Source organism: Segatella maculosa DSM 19339 = JCM 15638 (assembly GCF_000382385.1).
Classification (GTDB): Bacteria; Bacteroidota; Bacteroidia; order Bacteroidales; family Bacteroidaceae; genus Prevotella; species Prevotella maculosa.
On sequence record NZ_KB908345.1, the window covers coordinates 1 to 21,147 of the forward strand.

General features: G+C 48.2%; 16 protein-coding genes and 1 pseudogene. 7 read left to right on the top strand and 10 right to left on the bottom strand.

Translation table 11 applies throughout. The annotated features are described in order from the left end of the window. The 5 genes from H164_RS0113015 to thrA form a co-directional block, all read right to left on the bottom strand. Positions 1–257: transposase (locus H164_RS0113015; protein ID WP_019969030.1), on the bottom strand; the 257-nt coding region annotated here is incomplete at its 3' end. A gap of 108 nt (positions 258–365) precedes the next feature. Beyond that, positions 366–626, bottom strand: a complete 261-nt coding sequence (locus tag H164_RS15620) for a hypothetical protein (RefSeq protein ID WP_154652162.1) — start codon at positions 624–626, stop codon at positions 366–368. A 361-nt stretch (positions 627–987) separates the two neighbouring features. Then, positions 988–2,289: a threonine synthase gene (thrC, locus tag H164_RS0113030; protein WP_019969033.1), complete on the bottom strand. Its 1,302-nt coding sequence runs from the start codon at positions 2,287–2,289 to the stop codon at positions 988–990. 4 nt (positions 2,290–2,293) lie between these two features. Next, on the bottom strand, positions 2,294–3,523 hold the full coding sequence (locus tag H164_RS0113035) for a cofactor-independent phosphoglycerate mutase (protein ID WP_019969034.1): 1,230 nt from the start codon (positions 3,521–3,523) through the stop codon (positions 2,294–2,296). A 6-nt stretch (positions 3,524–3,529) separates the two neighbouring features. Next, positions 3,530–5,965: a bifunctional aspartate kinase/homoserine dehydrogenase I gene (thrA, locus tag H164_RS0113040; protein WP_019969035.1), complete on the bottom strand. Its 2,436-nt coding sequence runs from the start codon at positions 5,963–5,965 to the stop codon at positions 3,530–3,532. A gap of 255 nt (positions 5,966–6,220) precedes the next feature. Between thrA and H164_RS0113045 the strand changes: the two genes are divergently transcribed. Next, positions 6,221–7,810, top strand: coding sequence for an NAD(P)/FAD-dependent oxidoreductase (locus H164_RS0113045; RefSeq protein ID WP_019969036.1), 1,590 nt, complete (start codon positions 6,221–6,223; stop codon positions 7,808–7,810). A 261-nt stretch (positions 7,811–8,071) separates the two neighbouring features. Here H164_RS0113045 and H164_RS0113050 read toward each other — a convergent pair whose 3' ends face one another. Further along, entirely contained in the window at positions 8,072–9,307 is a 1,236-nt protein-coding gene (locus H164_RS0113050) for a clostripain-related cysteine peptidase (RefSeq protein WP_238315356.1), read from the bottom strand. 2 nt (positions 9,308–9,309) lie between these two features. After that, positions 9,310–12,009: a valine--tRNA ligase gene (locus tag H164_RS0113055; RefSeq protein WP_019969038.1), complete on the bottom strand. Its 2,700-nt coding sequence runs from the start codon at positions 12,007–12,009 to the stop codon at positions 9,310–9,312. 366 nt (positions 12,010–12,375) lie between these two features. Here H164_RS0113055 and H164_RS15625 point away from each other — a divergent pair, with 366 nt between their 5' ends. The 4 genes from H164_RS15625 (at position 12,376) to H164_RS0113070 (ending at position 15,260) form a co-directional block, all read left to right on the top strand. Continuing rightward, entirely contained in the window at positions 12,376–12,591 is a 216-nt protein-coding gene (locus H164_RS15625; RefSeq protein ID WP_211214770.1) for a hypothetical protein, read from the top strand. Between the two features lie 5 nt (positions 12,592–12,596). Further along, entirely contained in the window at positions 12,597–12,830 is a 234-nt protein-coding gene (locus tag H164_RS0113060; protein WP_019969039.1) for a hypothetical protein, read from the top strand. A 21-nt stretch (positions 12,831–12,851) separates the two neighbouring features. Next, positions 12,852–14,540 (top strand): hypothetical protein, encoded by a 1,689-nt coding sequence (locus H164_RS14730; protein WP_019969040.1) that lies wholly within the window; start codon positions 12,852–12,854, stop codon positions 14,538–14,540. A gap of 270 nt (positions 14,541–14,810) precedes the next feature. Then, positions 14,811–15,260 carry an HU family DNA-binding protein gene (locus H164_RS0113070; protein ID WP_019969041.1) on the top strand — a complete coding sequence of 150 codons (450 nt, stop codon included), beginning with the start codon at positions 14,811–14,813 and terminating at the stop codon, positions 15,258–15,260. A 529-nt stretch (positions 15,261–15,789) separates the two neighbouring features. On the opposite strand, the gene H164_RS0113075 is transcribed toward H164_RS0113070, so the two are convergent. Then, positions 15,790–17,565 carry an ABC-F family ATP-binding cassette domain-containing protein gene (locus H164_RS0113075; RefSeq protein WP_019969042.1) on the bottom strand — a complete coding sequence of 592 codons (1,776 nt, stop codon included), beginning with the start codon at positions 17,563–17,565 and terminating at the stop codon, positions 15,790–15,792. 3 nt (positions 17,566–17,568) lie between these two features. Beyond that, complete coding sequence (yihA, locus tag H164_RS0113080; protein WP_019969043.1) at positions 17,569–18,165, bottom strand: ribosome biogenesis GTP-binding protein YihA/YsxC; 597 nt, start codon at positions 18,163–18,165, stop codon at positions 17,569–17,571. Between the two features lie 70 nt (positions 18,166–18,235). Here yihA and H164_RS0113085 point away from each other — a divergent pair, with 70 nt between their 5' ends. After that, entirely contained in the window at positions 18,236–19,219 is a 984-nt protein-coding gene (locus H164_RS0113085; protein WP_008566623.1) for a Gfo/Idh/MocA family protein, read from the top strand. 9 nt (positions 19,220–19,228) lie between these two features. Beyond that, the gene (locus H164_RS0113090; RefSeq protein WP_019969044.1) at positions 19,229–20,305 is read left to right on the top strand and encodes a DUF4421 domain-containing protein; all 1,077 of its coding nucleotides are present in this window, start codon (positions 19,229–19,231) and stop codon (positions 20,303–20,305) included. Between the two features lie 66 nt (positions 20,306–20,371). On the opposite strand, the pseudogene H164_RS14735 reads toward H164_RS0113090, so the two are convergent. Further along, positions 20,372–21,147, bottom strand: a pseudogene (locus H164_RS14735) (IS5 family transposase); the annotation flags it as partial.

Here is a 21,147-nt window from a genome sequence, read left to right on the forward strand (position 1 = left end):
CGGTCGTTAACCTGATCTTCAACTTCTCCGTCACTCAGACCATACCAGGTACGGAGTAATTCAATCTTGAATAAAACAAGACTGTCATAGCTGGGCCGGCCTGTAGACTTATAGCCTTTCGTATAAGCCACTTCTATTATAGCACGAATAGGTGCCCAATCAATGACTGTGTTTATTTGTGAAAAGAATGTCTGCTTGACCTTTCTCTGTCCAAGGAACAGGTCAGCAAAACTTGGAGAGGATAACTTCTGTTTCATACGATAAAGGTACAAAAATATTTAAGAAAGACAAATTGTAGGAAGAGTTTTGCAGAGGTCTCGACTCGTGATAGGAAAAGACGGCAAGGAGCATTCCCTCACCCTCTGCTACAGCGGCCCGATGACGGAGAAGAAGAAGAAATAATCACTGCTCCTGCGCCCCACCGAAATAAGGAAACCAAAGGGGCGCGGGGCTTCCACCATGGTGGAAAGAGGTTGAACAGAGAAAAAACGCCCGTCTTCCATGGAAGAAATAAAAAAATGTAAAAAAGATGCTCGTCTTCCATGGAAGACGAAGGATATTTTAACGGAAAACATTTTCTTCCATGGAAGAAACAAAAAAATGTAAAAAGAACATTCGTCTTCCATGGAAGACAAAGGATTTTTTAACAATCACCTCTTTTCCTCCATGGAAGATGACAATAAAAGTAAGAAATAACCCTTTTCTTCCATGGAAGACATTAAAAAAAGAAACAAAAAATATTCGTCTTCCATGGAAGATGACAACGAAAATAAAAAATATCACAGAGATACGGCAGCTTGACACTGTTCGCGACGAGTCGTATCGCGCCCAGTAATTCACAGTGTGGGTGGCAAGCATCGCCGTGCGGCTGACGTGCAGGTTGCGGCCGACGAGGTGAAGAAAAAGTACTGACTATTTTTGATATGAACAAGTCTGTGGGTGATGGTTTTGCAGAGCACTCGGTTTGTTGGAAGTACTTGCCACGTACTATCTGCTCAACAAAAACTGCTTGAATACATGGAAGTCGTTGCGCATCGGAACGCTTTGTTTTTCGTTCTGCATGAAAGCTACCAACCTGTCGGGGATAGGCAGATTGATGTGTAGTGCGTCGTCAACCGTCTCTTTGAACTTGGCAGGGTGAGCCGTTTCGAGAAAGATACCTGTCTCTCCGTATTGCAGTTGCTCCTTCAGTGCGCGATAACCGCAAGCACCGTGAGGGTCGAGGATATAGCCCGTGGCAGTGTAGCAACCTTTCATGCTCTCGCGAATCATGGCGTCGGAATAAGTCGCTCCGCCGATGACGGCCTTGATGGCCCCATGATTACCGTTGAAGAGGGCCGCAATGCGGGCAAAGTTCGAAGGGGCACCTACGTCCATGGCGTTGGCCAAGGTCTGTTTGCTTGATTGCGGTGTGTATGTTCCGGTTTTGAGATATTGATAAAAGACATCATTGGCATTGTTGGCCGCGATGAACCGCTTGACATTAAGTCCCATTCTGTGAGCAAAAAGACCGGCGCAAAGGTTACCGAAGTTACCGCTAGGAACGCATACGACAACGTTGTCTGCTTTTCCTTGTCTTTTGAGTTGGGCATAGGCATAAAAGTAATAAAAGGCCTGTGGCAGGAAACGCGCCACATTGATGCTGTTGGCCGAAGTGAGGCACATTTGGCGATTGAGTTCCTCGTCCATGAACGCTTGCTTGACCAAGGTTTGGCAGTCATCGAATACACCGTCTACTTCCAATGCTGTAATGTTCCGGCCCAAGGTGGTGAACTGGCTTTCTTGTATCGGGCTCACTTTGCCTTTTGGATAGAGCACGTAGACATGAATGCCGTCGACGCCGAGGAAACCGTTTGCCACGGCTGAGCCGGTGTCGCCGCTTGTCGCCACAAGCACGTTAACTTGCCCACGGCTCTCTTTTCGAATGAAATACCTGAGCAGTCGAGCCATAAAGCGTGCACCTACGTCTTTGAAGGCAAGCGTAGGACCGTGGAAGAGTTCTAATGAATAGATGTTATTCTCGATGTTGACGATGGGAATATCAAAAGACAGCGTGTCGCAGACAATATTCTTTAAGTCGTCAGCTTCAATATCGTCGCCAAAGAAGCACGTTGCCACTTCAAAGGCAATCTCTTGAAAGCTGAGCGTGTTGATATGATTGAAGAAAGATGCCGGCAGTGGCTTGATTTCTTCCGGCATATAGAGCCCGCGGTCGGGAGCAAGCCCTTTGATGACAGCTTCTTCGAGCGTTGCCGTCGGGGCTTTGTGGTTTGTGCTGTAATAGTTCATTGGCTCATTTGATGTTCATGAAAGTTTCCATAAATTGGTTGAGTGAAAGCAGACCGTATTCACCATTTACACAGCTCACCTCGTCGTAGGTCTTTACTTCATCGGGCTGGATACCACGATGCCATATTGAGAACGGCACAGGCTCCTTGACGTGGATGCGTCGTTCTACGGGCGTGGGATGGTCGGGAAGCAAGGCAATGCAAACAGGCTCGTCCCATTGGCTCACCGTTTCGTAGATGGGCTTTACAATGCGTGTGTCAAGATGGCGTATGGTTTCTAGCTTTAGGTCTAAATCACCGTCATGTCCGGCCTCGTCGCTTGCTTCGATATGCAGGAAAACGAAATCTTGTTTGCGCAGTGCATTGAGGGCTGCTTCGGCCTTTCCCTCATAGTTGGTGTCTGCCAAGCCCGTGGCTCCTTTCACCTTTATGACTTCGAGTCCGGCATAATGGCCGATGCCGCGTATCAGGTCAACAGCCGAGATAACACTTCCACTTTTGATATCGGGATAAAGCTGCATCAGTGTCTTCATGGAAGGGCGATAGCCTCCACTCCAAGGCCAAATACTGTTTGCCTTTTCAGCCCTTCCTTGGTTGAAAGGATGGTCGGCCAACAGCACTTGACTCTTTCGGATCAAGGTATTGATGAGATCGGCTGTGGCTTGCGGACTCATTCGTCTGTCGTCGGTCTCTGTATACCCTTCTTCAGGTCTTACGAGCAGCGGTTCCCATGCTTCATTAGGATGGTCATGGGGGGGAGCACATACGATGTGCTTGTTGCCTCCCTTTATAACGAGCAAATGGCGGTATTGTATGCCGGTGATGAACTTCACCCGATCGTTTCCCAACTCTTTGTCCAAATACTTAATAAGCACATCGCCTTCTTCGGTGGTCAGATGACCTCCGTGATGATTTTTGATGAGACCGTTGCTAAGTTCAACGATATTGCATCGGATAGCCATGTCGTTGGGTTGCATCTCATATCCGATGGAAGCCGCTTCCAAAGGGCCGCGCCCTTCATAGACCTTATTAAGATCATAACCGAGAATAGCCGTGTTAGCTACTTCCGAACCAGGGAGAAATCCGTCGGGAATGGTATTCAGCCGGCCGTTCTTTCCCTGTTTGGCCAAAAGATTCATATAGGGGGTGTCGGCATATTGCAGGAGTGTCTTTCCACCCAGTCGTTCTACAGCATGGTCTGCCATGCCATCACCTAAGATAATGATATGCTTCATAGTCGATTAAATGTTTGCAATAGACATGATATTGGCAAAGACTCCTGCTGCCGTTACACTTGCTCCGGCACCATAGCCTTGTATTTGCATGGGGTATTCCTTGTAGCGTTCGGTCGTGAGTAACACGATGTTGTTGCTTCCCTCAAGATTATAGAAAGGGTGGTTGCGGTCAATGGCCTTGAGTTCCACCGAGGTGTTGTCTCCATCGAGGGTCGCTACAAAACGCCATCGTTTCTCATCTTTCTCCAACGCCTTCCGTTTACTTTCAAAATCGGCATCCAGTTCAGGCAGATGTTTCCAAAAGTCTTCTACGCTTCCTTCAAAGTAGGCGTGAGGAACAAAGAGGTGCTTCTCGACATCGGTTTGTTCTACCCGATAGCCGGCCTCACGGGCAAGGATAACCAATTTGCGGACAACATCGGTTCCGCTTAGGTCGATGCGCGGGTCGGGTTCGCTGTATCCTTGTTCTTTTGCACGGCGCACAGCTTCGGAGAATGGAACGTCCGAACTTATTTCGTTGAAGATGAAATTGAGTGTTCCGCTCAATACGGCTTCTATCTTCAGAATCTTGTCACCTGAATTCCGAAGGTCGTTGATCGTGCCTATAATCGGAAGACCTGCGCCGACGTTGGTCTCGAATCTGAATTTCACACCGCGGCGAAGAGCGGTCTTCTTGAGCTTCGCATACTTGTCGTATTCTCCGCTTGCAGCAATCTTATTGGCCGTTATCACACTGATATTGTTTTCAAGAAGGCTTTGATAAAGAGCCGCAATGTCTTTGCTTGCCGTGCAGTCTACAAAGACACTGTTGAAGATGTTCATTTCGATAATCTTATCGCGCAGTTTCTCAGGTGTGCTCGGTTCAGACGTTTTCAGTGTGTCATGATAGTTTGTCAAGTCAAGCCCGTCACGATTGAAGATAGCATTCTTTGAACTTGCAATCCCGACAACGTTTAGTTTAAGTTGGTTGCGTTCCTTTAATTCTTCATATTGGTTGCGAATTTGCTCAATTAGTTTTCCCCCCACAGTTCCAACGCCACAAACAAAGAGATTAAGCACTTTGTATTCTGAAAGGAAGAAGGAATCATGAAGCACATTAAGCGACTTGCGCAGCAGTTCGCTCTTGACAACAAAGGATATGTTTGTTTCACTGGCCCCTTGCGCACAAGCAATGATACTGACACCACTCCGCCCCAAGGTTCCGAAGAGTTTCCCTGCTATACCAGCCGTATGCTTCATGTTCTCACCCACAATGGCTACGGTGGACAATCCTTTTTCTGTGTGCATTGGGAACATGGCGCCGTCTGCTATCTCGGCAGAGAACTCTTCGTTCAATACATTGACAGCTTCATTGGCATCTTCCTCTCTGACACCGATACTCGTTGAGTTCTCTGAAGAGGCTTGCGAAACCATGAAGACGCTGATACCTTCAGCTGCAAGAGCTGTAAAGATACGACGATTCACACCAATAACACCGACCATCGACAGGCCGGTCACCGTGATGAGTGCAGTACCGTTGATAGAGCTGATACCCTTAATTGGTTTCTGATCATCTTCTATCTTGTTCTTGATGATGGTGCCGGGGCTATCCGGATTAAAGGTGTTTTTAACCTTGATAGGGATATTCTTCACGCACACCGGGTATATGGTCGGAGGATAGATAACCTTTGCTCCGAAATTACAAAGCTCCATCGCCTCAATATAACTCAGCTCATTAATAGTATAGGCGGTCTTGATGACCCGTGGGTCTGCCGTCATAAAACCATCTACATCTGTCCATATCTCAAGTACGTCTGCATTGAGTGCTGCTGCGATGATGGCAGCCGTATAATCACTTCCGCCACGTCCGAGGTTCGTCGTCTCATCTGTATCCCTATCCCTGCTGATGAAGCCCGGTACGAGTGATATATGAGGAAGGTCGTTGAATGTCTTTTTTACGAGTTTGCTTGTCAGTTCGCCGTCTAATGTGTTCTTATTGTGCTTTCGCTCTGTCTTGATGAAATCGCGGCTATCAAACCATTTCGCTCCTTTGATAAGTGCAGCCACGATGACGCTTGAAAGTTGTTCGCCATAGCTGACAATGGCATTTTCGGTCTTCTCGCTTAAATCATGAATAAGATAAACACCGAAATAGATACTCTTCAGTTGTTCGAAAAGCGCATCAACCGTGTTGAATAAATCTTCGCGTTTCTTAGTGTCGGTGATAATGGTATCTATCATCTTGTGATGACGGTCGACCATTGCATTGAATTCGACCTTCCAATTATCATCATGTTTGAGTGCTAAATGAGATGTGGCGATGAGTTTGTCGGTGATGCCTCCGAGGGCACTGACAACAACGATAACAGTCTCGTTCTTTGCCTCTTTCTCTACAATTTTCTTTAAGCTGAGAATGCTTTTTACGGAACCAACAGACGTTCCGCCGAATTTCAATACTTTCATTTATTTGGTTTTTATGTTTGTGCGACCACTTGACAACAGTGGCTTTTCGCTATTGAATCCGTCGGACCAAAATACTTATAACACGAATCACGCTCCTTTGCTGACCATACAAAAAGTAGCAAACAATAATGAAATAATGTTGTCGTACTTACGGTTTAAACGAATTTAGGTGCAAAAATACAAAGTTTTATCATTCTTACCAACAAAACCATAGATATTTTTCTCCTTATCATCATTTTTGGGTAACTTTGCAACATGATACAGGAATACCAAATCCGTGTGGAGCCTCAAGTAGCTTATACGGAAGAAAATATAAAGCTTTATATTGCCAAGGACAAGGGCCTTGACGTTCGGACAATCAATCAGATAAGGGTATTGAGAAAGAGTATTGATGCCCGGCAGCGACAGATATTCGTCAATCTGAAAGTGCGGGCGTACATCAATGAGTTCCCGCAGGACGAGCAATATGTCAGCACGGAATACCCTCATGTGGAAAACGGAAGGCCGGTCGTTGTCGTGGGGGAGGGGCCGGCCGGCCTTTTCGCTGCCCTCAGGCTGATAGAAAAAGGGTTGCGCCCGATTGTGCTTGAGCGAGGGAAGAACGTACGCGAACGCAAGAAAGACTTGGCATTGATTGCCAAGACGCAGAAGGTGGACGAGGGCAGCAACTACAGCTTTGGCGAGGGCGGTGCCGGTGCCTACAGTGATGGCAAATTATACACCCGGAGCAAGAAGCGGGGAAACGTTGATAAAATCCTGAATGTCTTCTGCCAACACGGTGCATCAACTTCGATCTTGGCCGATGCCCACCCGCATATCGGCACCGACAAGCTTCCGCGCGTCATTGAGAACATGCGCAACACGATTCTCCGGTGTGGCGGCGAGGTGCACTTCCTGACAAAGATGACCCGTCTGCTTATCCAAGGCAATGAGGTTAAAGGCGTCGAAGCGGTTGATTTGGAAACAAACAAGGTGTCGGAGTTTCGTGGTCCGGTGATATTGGCCACGGGGCACAGTGCACGCGACGTCTACCGCTATTTGAACGAAGCGCAGATTGAAATCGAAGCCAAGGGCATTGCCGTAGGTGTGCGGTTGGAACACCCCAGTGCGTTGATTGACCAGATACAATATCACAACAAGAACGGCCGCGGAGCATATCTCCCGGCCGCAGAATATGCTTTCGTTACGCAGGTGAACGGCCGTGGCGTGTACAGTTTCTGCATGTGTCCGGGCGGCTTTGTTATTCCCGCTGCCACCGGCAAAGCGCAAATCGTGGTCAACGGTATGAGTCCGAGCAACCGCGGCACAGCATGGAGCAACAGTGGCATGGTCGTTGAGGTGCATCCCGAGGACTGCGTGAAGATGACGGGCGAGCAGGAAGATGCCTTGAGCGTGATGCGCTTCCAAGAGCAGCTGGAGAAAACGTGTTGGCAGCAGGGGAATATGAAGCAGACGGCCCCTGCACAGCGAATGGCCGACTTCGTGAACAGCCGCTTGAGCTACGATCTTCCCAAGAGTTCCTATGCACCGGGACTCATCAGTAGTCCGCTTCACTTCTGGTTGCCCGACTTTGTGAGCCAACGTTTGCAGGAAGGTTTTAAAACTTTTGGAAAGCAGGCACATGGTTTCCTGACAAACGAGGCTGTGATGATAGCAACCGAGTCGAGGACGTCGAGTCCCGTGCGAATCATCAGAGACCGAGAGACCCTTCAACATGTTCGCCTGCAGGGGCTGTTCCCCTGTGGCGAGGGTGCGGGCTATGCCGGTGGCATCGTTTCCGCAGGCATCGATGGTGAGCGTTGTGCCGAAATGGCCGCCTGCTATGTGGAAAGCCTTTGCGTTTAATCCTTTCTTAATATAGAACCAAAGACCATTAAAATCCTCTCTTTCCATCCCCCTTTTACAGGCGTTTTTCAACCCAGCGAACAGGCCGCATTCTACCCAGCGGTTGGGTATCATCGTACCCAGCTGCTGGGTTGGCTCCTACCCAGCAGCTGGGTAGAGGAGGATGTATTCGCTGGGTACAACGCTACCCAGCAGCTGGGTAGAAAGGAACGTGTTTGCAGGGTGCGGAAGCATACTGCGCGGTGTGCCTGAAACATGGACTTAATGGGTGGCTTTCCACCAAGCCGTCTGCTGTTTGGCATCAAACACCGTAGCGTTTCGTGTGGGGTCGCTGATGGTGACGCCGCAGAATTTGTCAACCTTGAACGTGTTGTCCGGATACTTCGTGTCTCCCGGCCTGTACGCATTGCTGAACATGGTATATATATAAGGTGTGGAAACCTTATGGACCACCAGTGCCTGTAAGGCGTTATTGAAGTCCGTAAGCAATGGGGGAAGGACGCCGAGCTGTTCGACATAAGCGCCTAAGTCGAAGAACACATGGTTGTCGTAGCCGTCGAGATATTGCACGGCATTCAGCTTCGCCGTGTTGAACGTGTAGGTTTGATTGATAGCCCGCATCGCAGCAGCCATGTCCTCAATGTATTTCCCGCAGCGAATGGCCGAAAAAGCTCCGTAGGGATAACTGGTCTTCATGTAATACTGATAGAAACCATCAAGCCATTTCCGGTAATCAGTCTGCCCTATCATGTGGCCAAAGACCAATTGATAAGGCATTCCGTCTGCCATGACTTCGCTCGTCGAGGCAATAAGGTAATCCGTCACGTCTTTTAATGCATAGGCTGTCTCTACGTTGGCCATGTAGCAATCGTCGAAACAGATATATTCCACTTTCTTCATGGCCGAACGGGCTATCGCTTCTTTCAGTTCGCTGATGTCATATTGATATTGCTGCCCCGACCCGCCAAAAGACCGGCTGCCATCTCGCGGCATTGTGGCATCGCTTCCTTTCAGTGTCCAGCCGCTTCCATGGCTGCCGATGAGCAAACGGTACTTGCCGGTGTTGCTGTAGGAAGTGATAAGGTTCAGCAGGCTCTCGAGATTGGCCTCAGAGACGGAAACGTATCCTGCATTTGCCTTCAGGGTGTCGAACTCACAGCGTTGCCGTGTCGTGTTATACTTCATGCGGAAGATGACACTTTGACTTTGATTGTTGGCTTTGAACACGATAATATCCGTACCTTTTACACCTTTCCCCACGTTAATGGCCCGGCGCATGCTGTCAATGTTCTTGTCGAAGTATTCGGTTAAGGCACCGCTTGAGGAAGCTGCCGAACCAGTCCATGGCATATAAACGAACAGCGTCTGCGTGGTTGGTTCATAGGTGTCGATGGGAACAGGCGGGTCGTCATGACATGAAGTAAGTGTGAGCATGAATGCAAAAGCACAAGCGATGCACTTCATAGCTCGTTTCCATTTTATTGAATGTTCGTTCATTATCATACCTTTTTCTTCTTCAACTCTCCGATGGTTTGCTTCAAGGCGGCAATCTTCTCAACGGAGTCGCTCTTTTTCTTACGTTCACGGACAATGACGGCCTCGGGGGCGTGTGCTACGAAGTTCTCGTTGCCGAGTTTCTTGCGAATGCCTGCAAGGAAACCTTCCAAGTGCTGCAGTTCTTTCTCTGCCTTTGCTATTTCGGAAGCTACATCGATGAGGTCGCCCACCGGCACGGCATATTCGTCGGTGCCGACCATGAAGCTGCTGACATCGCTGCCCTTGTCTGTCGCAACATCAAAGGCTTTGAGGTTGGCCATCTTCATGATGATGCTGTTGTAGGCTGCCATTTTGTTTTCGCCAATAGCCAAAAGGGAAAGTTGCTCTTTGGGCGCAATGTTCTTTTGATTACGTATCATGCGCACGCCACCGACAATCTGCTTCACGGTTTCCACTGCTTCGATGCGCTGCAACTCTTCTGCCGTTGGGGCGTCAAGCTGCAACGTTGCTTTCATGATGCTCTCACCTGCTTGGCGTTCAGCGATGTGTTGCCACAGTTCCTCGGTAATGAACGGCATGAAGGGGTGCAGCATCTTGAGCAGATTGTCGAAGAAGCCAATCGTTGCGTCGTAGGTCTTCCGGTCGATAGGCTGTGCCTCACCGTTGACGTAGGCCGGTTTGATCATTTCCAAGTACCAGCTTGAAAATTCGTCCCAGAACAGTTTATAAACTGTCATCAGTGCTTCTGATATGCGATACTGCTTGAACTGCTCCTGCAAATCTTCATTTATTTCCTTGAGTTTGGCATTGAACCATTCTATAGCCAGCTTATTGCATGTAGGTTGTTCGATCTCGGCAGCCTGCCAACCCTTCACTAACCGGAAGGCATTCCAAATCTTGTTATTGAAATTACGACCTTGCTCACAAAGCGTTTCATCAAAGAGAATATCATTGCCTGCCGGTGCACTGAGCATCATTCCCATACGCACGCCATCAGCACCATATTTATCAATGAGCATGAGCGGGTCGGGAGAGTTTCCAAGGCTTTTGCTCATCTTACGGCCTAACTTGTCGCGAACAATCCCCGTGAAATAGACATGCTTGAACGGGTAGGTCTTGCGATACTCGTAGCCGGCCATAATCATGCGAGCCACCCAAAAGAAGATGATATCAGGCCCCGTCACAAGGTCGGACGTCGGATAATAGTAATTGATTTCATCGTTATTCGGATGGTTTACGCCATCGAACACGGAGATAGGCCACAGCCACGAAGAGAACCACGTGTCGAGGCAGTCGCTTTCCTGCTCCAAGTCTTTAGCGGTCAGCTTGGCATCTTTCTCCTTAGCCTTGACTAAAGCCTGCTCCATGGTTTCGGCTACAACAAAGTCACGCTTACCATCGACCGTGAAGTAATAGGCCGGAATACGATGTCCCCACCACAACTGTCGCGAGATGCACCAATCCTTGATATTCTCTAACCAATGGCGATAGGTGTTCTTGTATTTCTTAGGATAGAATTCAATCTCGTCAGTCATCACAGGGTCGAGTGCTATATCAGCGAAATGCTGCATTTTGAGGAACCATTGTGTAGAGAGTTTCGGCTCGATAGGTACGTTGGTACGCTCAGAGAAGCCCACCTTATTGTCGTAGTCTTCCGTCTTCTCCATCAATCCGGCTGTCTCCAAGTCCTTGGCAATCTGCTTGCGCACCGTCATACGGTCCTGTCCGACATATATTCCGGCAGCCTCACTGATGGTGCCGTTATCATTGAAGATGTCGATGGTCTGTAAACTGTGCTTCAGACCGAGAGCATGGTCGTTGATATCGTGTGCCGGTGTCACTTTCAGACAGCCTGTACCAAACTGTATATCCACGTAGTCGTCTTCAATGACAGGAATTTCACGGCCTACAAGTGGCACGATGACATGCTTGCCTTTGAGCCATGTGTTCTTCACATCTTTGGGATTGATGCACATGGCCGTGTCGCCCATGATGGTTTCCGGGCGTGTGGTTGCCACGACTGCATAAAATCCTTTGTCGTCCTTGTGCATGATGTTGCCTTCTTCCACTTGCTTGCAGTCGGTTTCCACGACACGATACTTCAGATAATAGAGCTTTGAATGCTCTTCTTTATAAACCACCTCTTCATCAGAGAGTGCCGTCTGTGCCTGAGGGTCCCAGTTTACCATACGTACACCGCGATAGATGAGTCCTTTCTCATAGAGATCACAGAACACTTTGATGACACCTTTGCTCCGTATCTCGTCCATGGTGAACGCAGTGCGGTCCCAATCACATGAACAACCCAGCCTGCGGAGTTGCTTCAATATGATGCCACCGTGTTCGTGCGTCCAGTCCCAAGCGTGTTTCAGGAACTCATCGCGGCTGAGGTCGGTCTTTTTGATGCCTTGTTCGGCCAACTTGCCCACCACTTTAGCCTCTGTGGCGATACTTGCATGGTCGGTTCCCGGCACCCAGCAGGCATTTTTGCCTTCCATACGGGCGCGGCGAACGAGAATATCCTGAATCGTATTGTTCAGCATGTGGCCCATGTGGAGCACACCTGTTACGTTTGGCGGCGGAATGACCACCGTATAAGGTTCGCGGCCATCGGGTTTACTACTGAAGAGTTTATTGTTGAGCCAGTATTCATACCATTTCGACTCCACGGCTTGTGGGTCATACTTACTTGCAAGTTCCATTATAGCTATCGTTTTGTTTCTATTTTGCGTGCAAATTTACAAATAAATATTTGAATATTCCTTGCCTGTTTCGAAATTTTGTCTTACCTTTGTCGCCGTGAAACAAAACAGTGTGACATATCGCATATATATAAAAGGTGTAATGCCGATGCAAAGAAACTTTGATTTCTCTGCATCTTTTAACGCTTATTATTTGGTTAATCCAAATAATTTGCTAACACACACACACACACACACACACACTTAGCGCACCTGGCGTTTAAACGTCTTCACGTACGCGCGCGCGAAGCACGCGTAACCCCAATAAACAAAGGGCTTTTCGGAGTTCCCTTTGTTCGCATTTTCGTGTCCCTTTATGAGCAAAAAATGAACGAAATAAGGCATCAAGTAGATGGGTTAATAGCCCATTCAAGCAAACCGCAACACGTTGTAGGGACGCACGGCTCGTGCGTCCGCTCAATTCGGTTGATAAGTAAACAAGTGGACGAGTTAACGAGTTGGCAGTTAACGGATCATTGGATCGGACGCACGAACCGTGCGTCCCTACATGCAGACAACAAATATATTCACCCTATAAATTAGAGATTATGAAGAAAAAACATTTTTACATCTCACCACAATGTGAGATTATCAGAGCAGAAAATGCAGCCATCATTTGTGCATCGGTGCAACCAAATGCTGGGAACGGTTCGGGAACAGATAATTGGGGAAACGATGAAAGCAATGAAGGTGGTTCCTTGTTTTTCGGTGATAACAGTAATGTAGCACCAGCAAAACAGAGTGGATTATGGGATAATGAAGATGAAAATAATGAGTGGTGAACTAAAAAAGAAATAAAAGCAATGAAACAGAAAACACTTTTAACAGTATTGCTATACGGCATCTTACTTTCATTCACTGTAGCTTGCAGTAATGAAGATAAAGAAAACAGAACTGATGGGAAAGTAGATATTACCAAAGATATAGAGTTCCGTCTTAGTTTCAGTGACTATAACGATGAGCAAGAAATAGATGGGACACGTGCTGTTCAGCAGGAATCTGTGAAAAAGCAAGAAACCGTAGATTTAGGAAACGGTGTGCTTGCTATTGTAACAATGCAAAAAGATACAGCCAAGACCACAATTTCGAGAAAAGAGGCAACCCGGGCTTTGCCCAACGACACCTATACTATGTTGGCATACGACCACGCTACCCATGCCTTCAAAGGTGAAGTGACGGGTACGGTTACAGGTAGCGTATTTCAATATTCGGGCAATAAAGGCATTGATTTAGATCCCGGAACGTATGACTTCGTGCTCTTCAATAGCAAGGTGTCGCGCAATGGCAATCAACTTACCGTAACTCGTGCTGATGCAGAAACGGCGCTTATCGGCCGTACTGAGAATGTAAATATCACGGCGATGCCCAAAACACAAAAGGTAAACTTCACCATGCGACATGCCGGGGCACGCATGCGAATCAAACTAACAGGCTACATGCCCATTCTCGCCTCAACAGCTGCTACGCTTACCTCGACAAGTGCTACAGCCATACCGACATCTTCTGTCTATGATGCTTCAGCCAACACTTGGAATGCCATGAGTGGTGCAACCGTGACGGAACAGCTTGTCTATCCGGCAAGTACCGAAACGGACTATATCTCACCAACTCATACCAGCATAAATAATAAACACCTGTATTTCGTGCCTACCACAGATGTTGCTAAGCTTAAACTTACTTTCACGGGTGGCATGCTATACAAAATGAACATGAGTGGTGCAAGTCTTGTATTGAAGCCTACCCCCACACTTACTATGGAAGCCAACCACTCTTATCTCGTAAACGTCAAATTGATGTACAACTACCTTTATCTGATGAGTGACGGAACGACAGGCTTCTTCCAAGAAACCACTTATGGCGGTGGCGAGAAGACACCTATAGGACTTGTCTTTAGCCAGAGCAGGCATTTAGCCATGGCCTTGAAGGACTCCCCATATGGCCATATCCCTTGGGACGGCTCGACCGGTTGGCAGCCAACACCCGGCGACAATACGACAGTATTCTACACTCCCACCGATATGTTTAACGATATGGACGGCTATAAATGGACATGGGATCCGAACGGAACTTACGACCATACTACCATAAAGGCCAATTCGTCACGTTATCCCGCTTTCTATGCAGCCGGTCATTACACGCCTACACTGCCTACGGGAGTAAACCTAACCGGAAGCATTGTCGGCAAGCATTGGCACCTGCCAAGTCATGGCGAATGGAAGCTGGCTGTCGGTGCTTTAGGCTTTGGTGACATATCCAACTTGAATGCCTATAATATAAACCGACTGATTTACGGGTACCTATGGGATATTGCATTTACGCAAGTTGGGGGCGATGTGCTTTGTCGGTATGGAACAAAGCGTTATTGGACGAGTACAGAAGACGGACACTACAATATTCCCATCTTAGAGCCAAATCTTACTTATATGCGTATGTTATGGACTGCAGACACAAGAACTGGTTCAAACTATATCAGGCCAGTCATCATCTATTAATTAAGCTGTCGGCTAAGTTACGATGACTAAGATCGTATATCCTTTTTTAGAGAAAGCCGGATTTAGAACGTGGTAGAGGTCCTATTTAAGGTCCTTGAGGACTCTAAGTATAAGTCCTCGATATGTTTAAGTATAAGGTGTCAAGGACTTTAAGTATAAGATGTCGAGGACTTTAAGTATAAGTACAAAACAAGTATAAAAACAGTTATCGTTCACGGGGCGTAGCCCGACGGTTGCGCCCCATATTTAATCATCTAAATTTTCAAAACCATGATTTATTTCAAAGTAATTGAGGCTATCCTCAAAGTAGGCCCGCGCAAGGGTCAGAAAGGTTACGGCGCTGTTCCCAAGGCTCCGAACAAGTTTTCAGCCACATGGCTCGTGGAGCGCATCGTGCGCGAAACCTCACTGAGCGAGGGCGACGTAAGGAACGTGCTCATCACGTTGCGCAACATCTTTATCGAAGTGATTAAATTGGGTGCTTCGCTCGACCTTGGCGACATCTTTTCCATTCGCACTACGATTCCCTCGAAGATGGAGGCTAAGGAGGAAGACGTGTGCGCCGAGTCGCTCAAAAAGCCTCGCGTCGTCGTGTCATGGAAAGAACCTATCCGTCAGGCACTGAAGAAAATCGAAGTGGAGGTGGATAACCCAAAACGGAAGGAAGAAAAGAAGAAGAAGAAAAAAGAGGAAGGGGGAATAGGGCAGCACGGGAATTAAAGCCCTCAAACCCACCCCCTGACACCCACCCCCAGCCCCTCCCGAAGGGAGGGGAGGAGAGCCTCCCCCCAGCCCCCTCCAAAGGAGGGGGAGCTGCGAGCTTGCGAGGAATTAGTTTGCACGCTGTTTGTGCTCCCCTCCTTCGGAGGGGCCGGGGGAGGTTATTGGGGAGGGCGCACGACTTACCTGTATTTAGTCAAAATCAAAATTCACCTTATGATTAACTCGCTTGTCAGTGTGCCCTCCCCGTTTTAATACACACCCGGGAGCCTCACCCAAAAGCCCCCCGAAAGCCTCCCCCCAACCCCCTCCAAAGGAGGGGGAGACCGAGCTTGCGGGCTAATGATGAATAATGCATCATAAACAAAATAGACCTTGTGAACTAAAGTGTTCGCAAGGTCTATTTGCATATTACTCCCCTCCCTCTTCGGGGAGGGGCCGGGGGAGAGGCTTCTCCCCCTCTCCTTGGGAGAGGGGGCCAGGGAGTGAGGTTTTCCCCCTCCCTCGGGAGGGGTTGGGGGTGGGCTCTCTATATCTCCGAAAGCTCGAGCCACCGCATGCTTTTCTCGTCTAATTGGGCTTTTAACAAGGGCAGTCGTTTGCTTTTCTCTGTTAAGTCTTCTACCGATAAGAGGCCGGAACACAGGGCTTCTTCAATCGCTTGGCATTCGTTTTCCAATTGCTCGATTTCTTGCCCCAGCTGTTCGAACTCCCGTTTCTCCTTAAAGGTCATCTTTCGGCGGTCGTCATGGTGATAGTTGACCTTTGTTTTTGTTTCTTTCGGCTTGGTGGTTTCGGTTTCTTCTTTCGATTTCAGTCGGCTCCACTCACGATACTGCGTGTAATTGCCTGGGAAATCTGAAACGTTCCCTTCTCCCTTGAATACTAAAATATGGTCGATGACTTTATCCATGAAGTAGCGGTCGTGGCTGACAATGATGACACAGCCGGGAAAATCCTGCAAATATTCTTCCAATACTTGCAAGGTTTGAATGTCGAGGTCGTTCGTGGGCTCGTCTAAGACAAGGAAATTAGGGTTCTTCATCAAGACCGTACAAAGGTAAAGTTTGCGTCGTTCGCCTCCGCTGAGCTTGTAGACATAGTTGTGTTGCTGTTCGGGCGTGAACAGGAAGTATTGGAGGAATTGGCTCGCCGTCATGTGGCGGCCGCCACCTAAGTCGATGTAGTCGGCGATGTTCGTGATGACGTCGATTACCTTTTGCTGCTCATTAAACTGTAATCCCTCTTGTGAGAAGTAGCCGAAGCGCACGGTCTCGCCTATATCAAACCTTCCACTGTCGGGTTTCACCAATCCCAGTAACATCTTGATGAAGGTAGACTTCCCCGTTCCGTTATTTCCCACGATACCCATCTTCTCGAAGCGTGAGAAGTTGTAATAGAAGTCTTTCAGGATGACATTCTCCGGGCTCCATGCCTTGCTCACGTATTGGCATTCGAATATCTTTGAGCCGATATATACGTTGCTTGCCTTCAAGCGCACTTGCCTTTCGTCGATACGTTGCTTCGCTTTCGCCTCCAAATCATAGAAAGCTTCTTCGCGATACCGGGCCTTGTGTCCGCGAGCCTGTGGCATGCGCCGCATCCAATCGAGCTCTTTGCGATAGAGATTGTTGGCGCGTGCAATCTCGGCCCTCGTGTTGTCTATTCGCTCCTGCCTTTTCTCAAGGTAATAGCTGTAGTTTCCGCGATAGGTATAGATGGTCTTATTGTCAAGTTCAAGAATGATATTGCAGACCCTGTCTAAGAAGAAACGATCATGTGTAACCATTAGTAACGTCTTGTTGCCACGGTTCAGATACCCCTCAAGCCACTCTATCATTTCCAAATCCAGATGGTTCGTCGGTTCGTCTAAGATGATAAAGTCGGGTTCTGTTATCAAGACGTTAGCCAAGGCGACACGTTTCTGTTGTCCGCCACTTAGTTGCCCCATGGGTTGCTGTAGGTCGGTAATCTTCAGTTGTGTCAAAATCTGCTTGGCTTTCAGTATCTTTTCCGGACTTCCTTCATGGTTGAAGCAGGCATCAAGCACACTTTCTTTCCTATCGAACTGAGGGTTTTGTTCCAAATAGCCTATCCGTAGATCGTTGCGGTAGATGCATTCTCCGCTGTCTTTGCCTTCTTTCTCGGTGAGAATGGAGAGCAGCGTAGACTTTCCCGTTCCGTTTTGTGCAACCAAGCCTACTTTCTGTCCCTCGGCAATGGAGAAGGAAATGCTGTCGAAAAGAACATGTGCCCCGAAGCGCTTGGTGAGGTTTTGAACGTCAAGATAGGGTGTCTGTGCCATTGATTACAATGTATTGTTGATTTCTTCGATATAGTTTAAGAGTTCTTCGCGTCCCTGTTTCTTCTCCGAGGAGGTTATATAATAAGGTGGAAGCGTTTCCCAACGGTCTTTGAGTCGGTCGAGCCATTGGGCGGCGTTTTGCTTGGCTTTGCCGGGGGTGAGCTTGTCGGCCTTTGTAAATACGATAGTAAAAGGAACATTACTCTCGCCCAACCAATCTACAAACTCACGGTCAATCTTTTGTTGCTCGTGGCGCACGTCAATTAGAACGAAGACATTGACCAATTGTTTGCGCTGCAAGATGTAAGAGGATATCATCTGTTCCAACTTCTTTTGCACGGTTTTTGAACGTTTGGCAAAGCCATATCCCGGAAGGTCGACCAAGTACCATTCATTATTGATGATAAAATGGTTGATTAGAAGTGTCTTACCCGGAGTCGCAGAAGTCTTGGCCAATCCTTTGTGATTGCAGAGCATATTGATGAGGCTTGATTTCCCGACGTTTGAACGTCCGATGAAAGCATATTCGGGCTTATTGTCGGTGGGACATTTTCCAACGGTAGGGGAAGAAATGACAAACTCTGACTTCTTGATATCCATATTGTGTCTGCTTTTTGTTTGCAAAGATAGTAAAAAATATTATCTTTGTAGACAAAATTCGCATTATAGTATGAAGCTTATTAGTTGGGGATTTATCGGCTGTGGCGAAGTTACAGAGAAGAAATCGGGTCCTGCTTTTAATGAAGTTGAGGGCTCGCATGTAGAGGCCGTGATGAGTCGCAGCGAAGAGAAAGCGCGTTCCTATGCGGAGCGTCATCACATTCGGAAGTGGTATACCGATGCCCAAAAACTTATCGACGACCCGGATATCAATGCTATTTATATAGCAACTCCGCCCTCGAGCCATGCCACATTTGCTATCATGGCCATGAAGGCCGGCAAGCCCGTCTATGTGGAGAAGCCTTTGGCGGCCAGCTATGAAGATTGTGCCCGTATCAACCGCATCAGCGAGGAAACGGGAGTGCCTTGCTTCGTGGCCTATTATCGTCGTTACCTTCCTTATTTCCAAAAGGTGAGAGAGATTCTCTCGCAAAATATCATCGGTAATGTGACTAACGTCCAGATACGCTTTTCCGTTCCGCCACGCGATTTGGACTATGCAAGCACGGAGAATCTTCCATGGCGCTTGCAACCGGACATTGCCGGGGGAGGCTACTTTTACGACCTTGCCCCTCACCAGCTGGATATCTTGCAGGAGCTTTTTGGCGTAATCACGCGTGCTCACGGTTATTGTGCCAACCGTGCTCACTTGTATAAGGCCGAAGACACAATCAGTGCCTGCTTCTTATTCGCGAACGGACTTCCGGGAAGTGCATCGTGGTGTTTCGTGGGGCATCAGAGTGCGAAGGAAGATTGCATAGAAATCATCGGCGACAAAGGCTCGCTGTCGTTCTCGGTCTTCAATTATGAGCCCATCAGACTTGTTACGAGCGAAGGCGCAACCGACCTTGTCGTGCCCAATCCGCCTTACGTGCAATTGCCCATCATCAAGGCCGTGATAGAAGATTTGCAGGGCTTCGGGGCCTGCACGTGTACTTCGGTAAGCGCGACGCCCGTCAATTGGGTGATGGACCGTATCTTGGGCAAGTTCTGACATTGCACGATGAACATTAGAACAGCTGCCACAATTCTTCTCTTATGCCTGCTCGTATCGGCTTCCGCAGCCGAGCGTCATCTGCGCAATAAATTCTTGGATAGGCTCTACAGCATCGCCAAAGACTTTTCCCGACTCGACACCAACTACATCGAGCCGCAGAAATATAACTATGCGGTCATGCTGCAGAACACGAACACTTACGAGATGTACCGTATATCCAACGGCAACCAGCAAAGTGTAGACTTGGCACCGGCTCCCAGCTACAAGGTCGGCCCTTACTTCGGATGGAGATGGATATTCCTTGGCTACACGTTGGACGTGACCCACTTGGGCAGCCGCAACAAACGCACAGGAATCGACCTCAGCCTCTACAGCAATCAAATCGGCATTGACCTGTTCTATCGCACAACCGGAGACGATTACCATATCCGCAGGATAGAACTCGGCGACGATGCAAAGATTGACGTCAGCCCGTTGCGGGGCGTGGACTTCGGCGGATTGCATGCCAACATACGCGGTTTCAACCTCTACTATATCACCAACCACAAGAAATTCTCGTATCCTGCGGCCTTCAGTCAGAGCACGCGCCAAATCCGAAGTACCGGATCGCCCATTCTCGGCGTCGGCTACACGCATCACCGCCTCTCCATGGACTGGAAGACGCTACGCGATGTCGTGACGGCGCATCTGGGGCACAAGCCCGAATTCGAAGACCTTGCCATGAACTCGTTTGCCGGAACGGTGAAATACGACAACTATGCCGTCATGGGCGGCTACGGCTACAACTGGGTGTTCGCCCGAGACTGGCTGTTCGGTGCTTCGCTTTCGGTCTCCTTGGCCTATCTGCACACCATCAGCGAAGAAGAGAAGCAGCAGGGAGCGTCTGCAAACATCTTCCGTATTAACAAGTTCACCGTCGACGGCATCGCCCGCTTGGGTTTGGTTTACAACAATGCCAAATGGTTTGCCGGCGCGAGTGCCGTCTTTCACACCTACAACTACCATGAAAAGGAATTTTCCACCAACAGCGTCTTCGGCAGTGTTAACTTCTATGTAGGTTTCAATTTCGGAAAGAAGAAATGATACCTGCACGCAGCGTGCGAAACGGCGGTCGGTCCGCCCATTTTAGCGGATAATGTGGCTGAGATTGTATCTTGCTATTCCTGCACCAAACCATCTATGCATAGAACCAAAGGTACGTTCTACTTTGTAGCGTGTCTTACTTATCGCAACGTTGAGACGCTGCTGCCTTTCAGTAATTTCATGTCCTCTTGTCCCCTTATGCATGATACGACTTTTAAGTTTCATACGTTTGAGGGTTTCTTTGTTCTCCATCGAGTCATATCCTTTATCGGCATAAACAAGTGCTTTCCGTGGCAATTCAGTTTTCTTTAGGGGTGTTTCTAAGTGTTTCATATCACTTTCATTGGCAGCTGTCGTTTCCTCGGCAAGCACCATTCCGTTTTCATCCGTTACCGTGTGACGCTTGTAACCGAAGTGGAGCTTTCCCATCTTCTTTACCCAACGGGCTTCTGTATCTACATTAGGCTTGACAACTTCTTTGAGCATGGCTTTCTCCGAAGCCTCCATGTGCTCATCCTCTTTTCTATCCTCGACGACCTCATAGCTCTTACCTCCGCGGGGGCGACGGGGAGTATTCGTAATGCCGGCATCAACAATGGCACCACGCTTTACAATGATTCCTTTAGCTTCCAATTGCCGATTAAACTCCGCAAGAAGCGTATCATACAAATCCGCTTCAACAAGAACGTTGCGAAAACGGCACACTGTAGTACTGTCAGGAACGATATCTTCCATGCCAAGACCTGCAAAGCGACTAAAAGACAGGCGGTCGTTAACCTGATCTTCAACTTCTCCGTCACTCAGACCATACCAGGTACGGAGTAATTCAATCTTGAATAAAA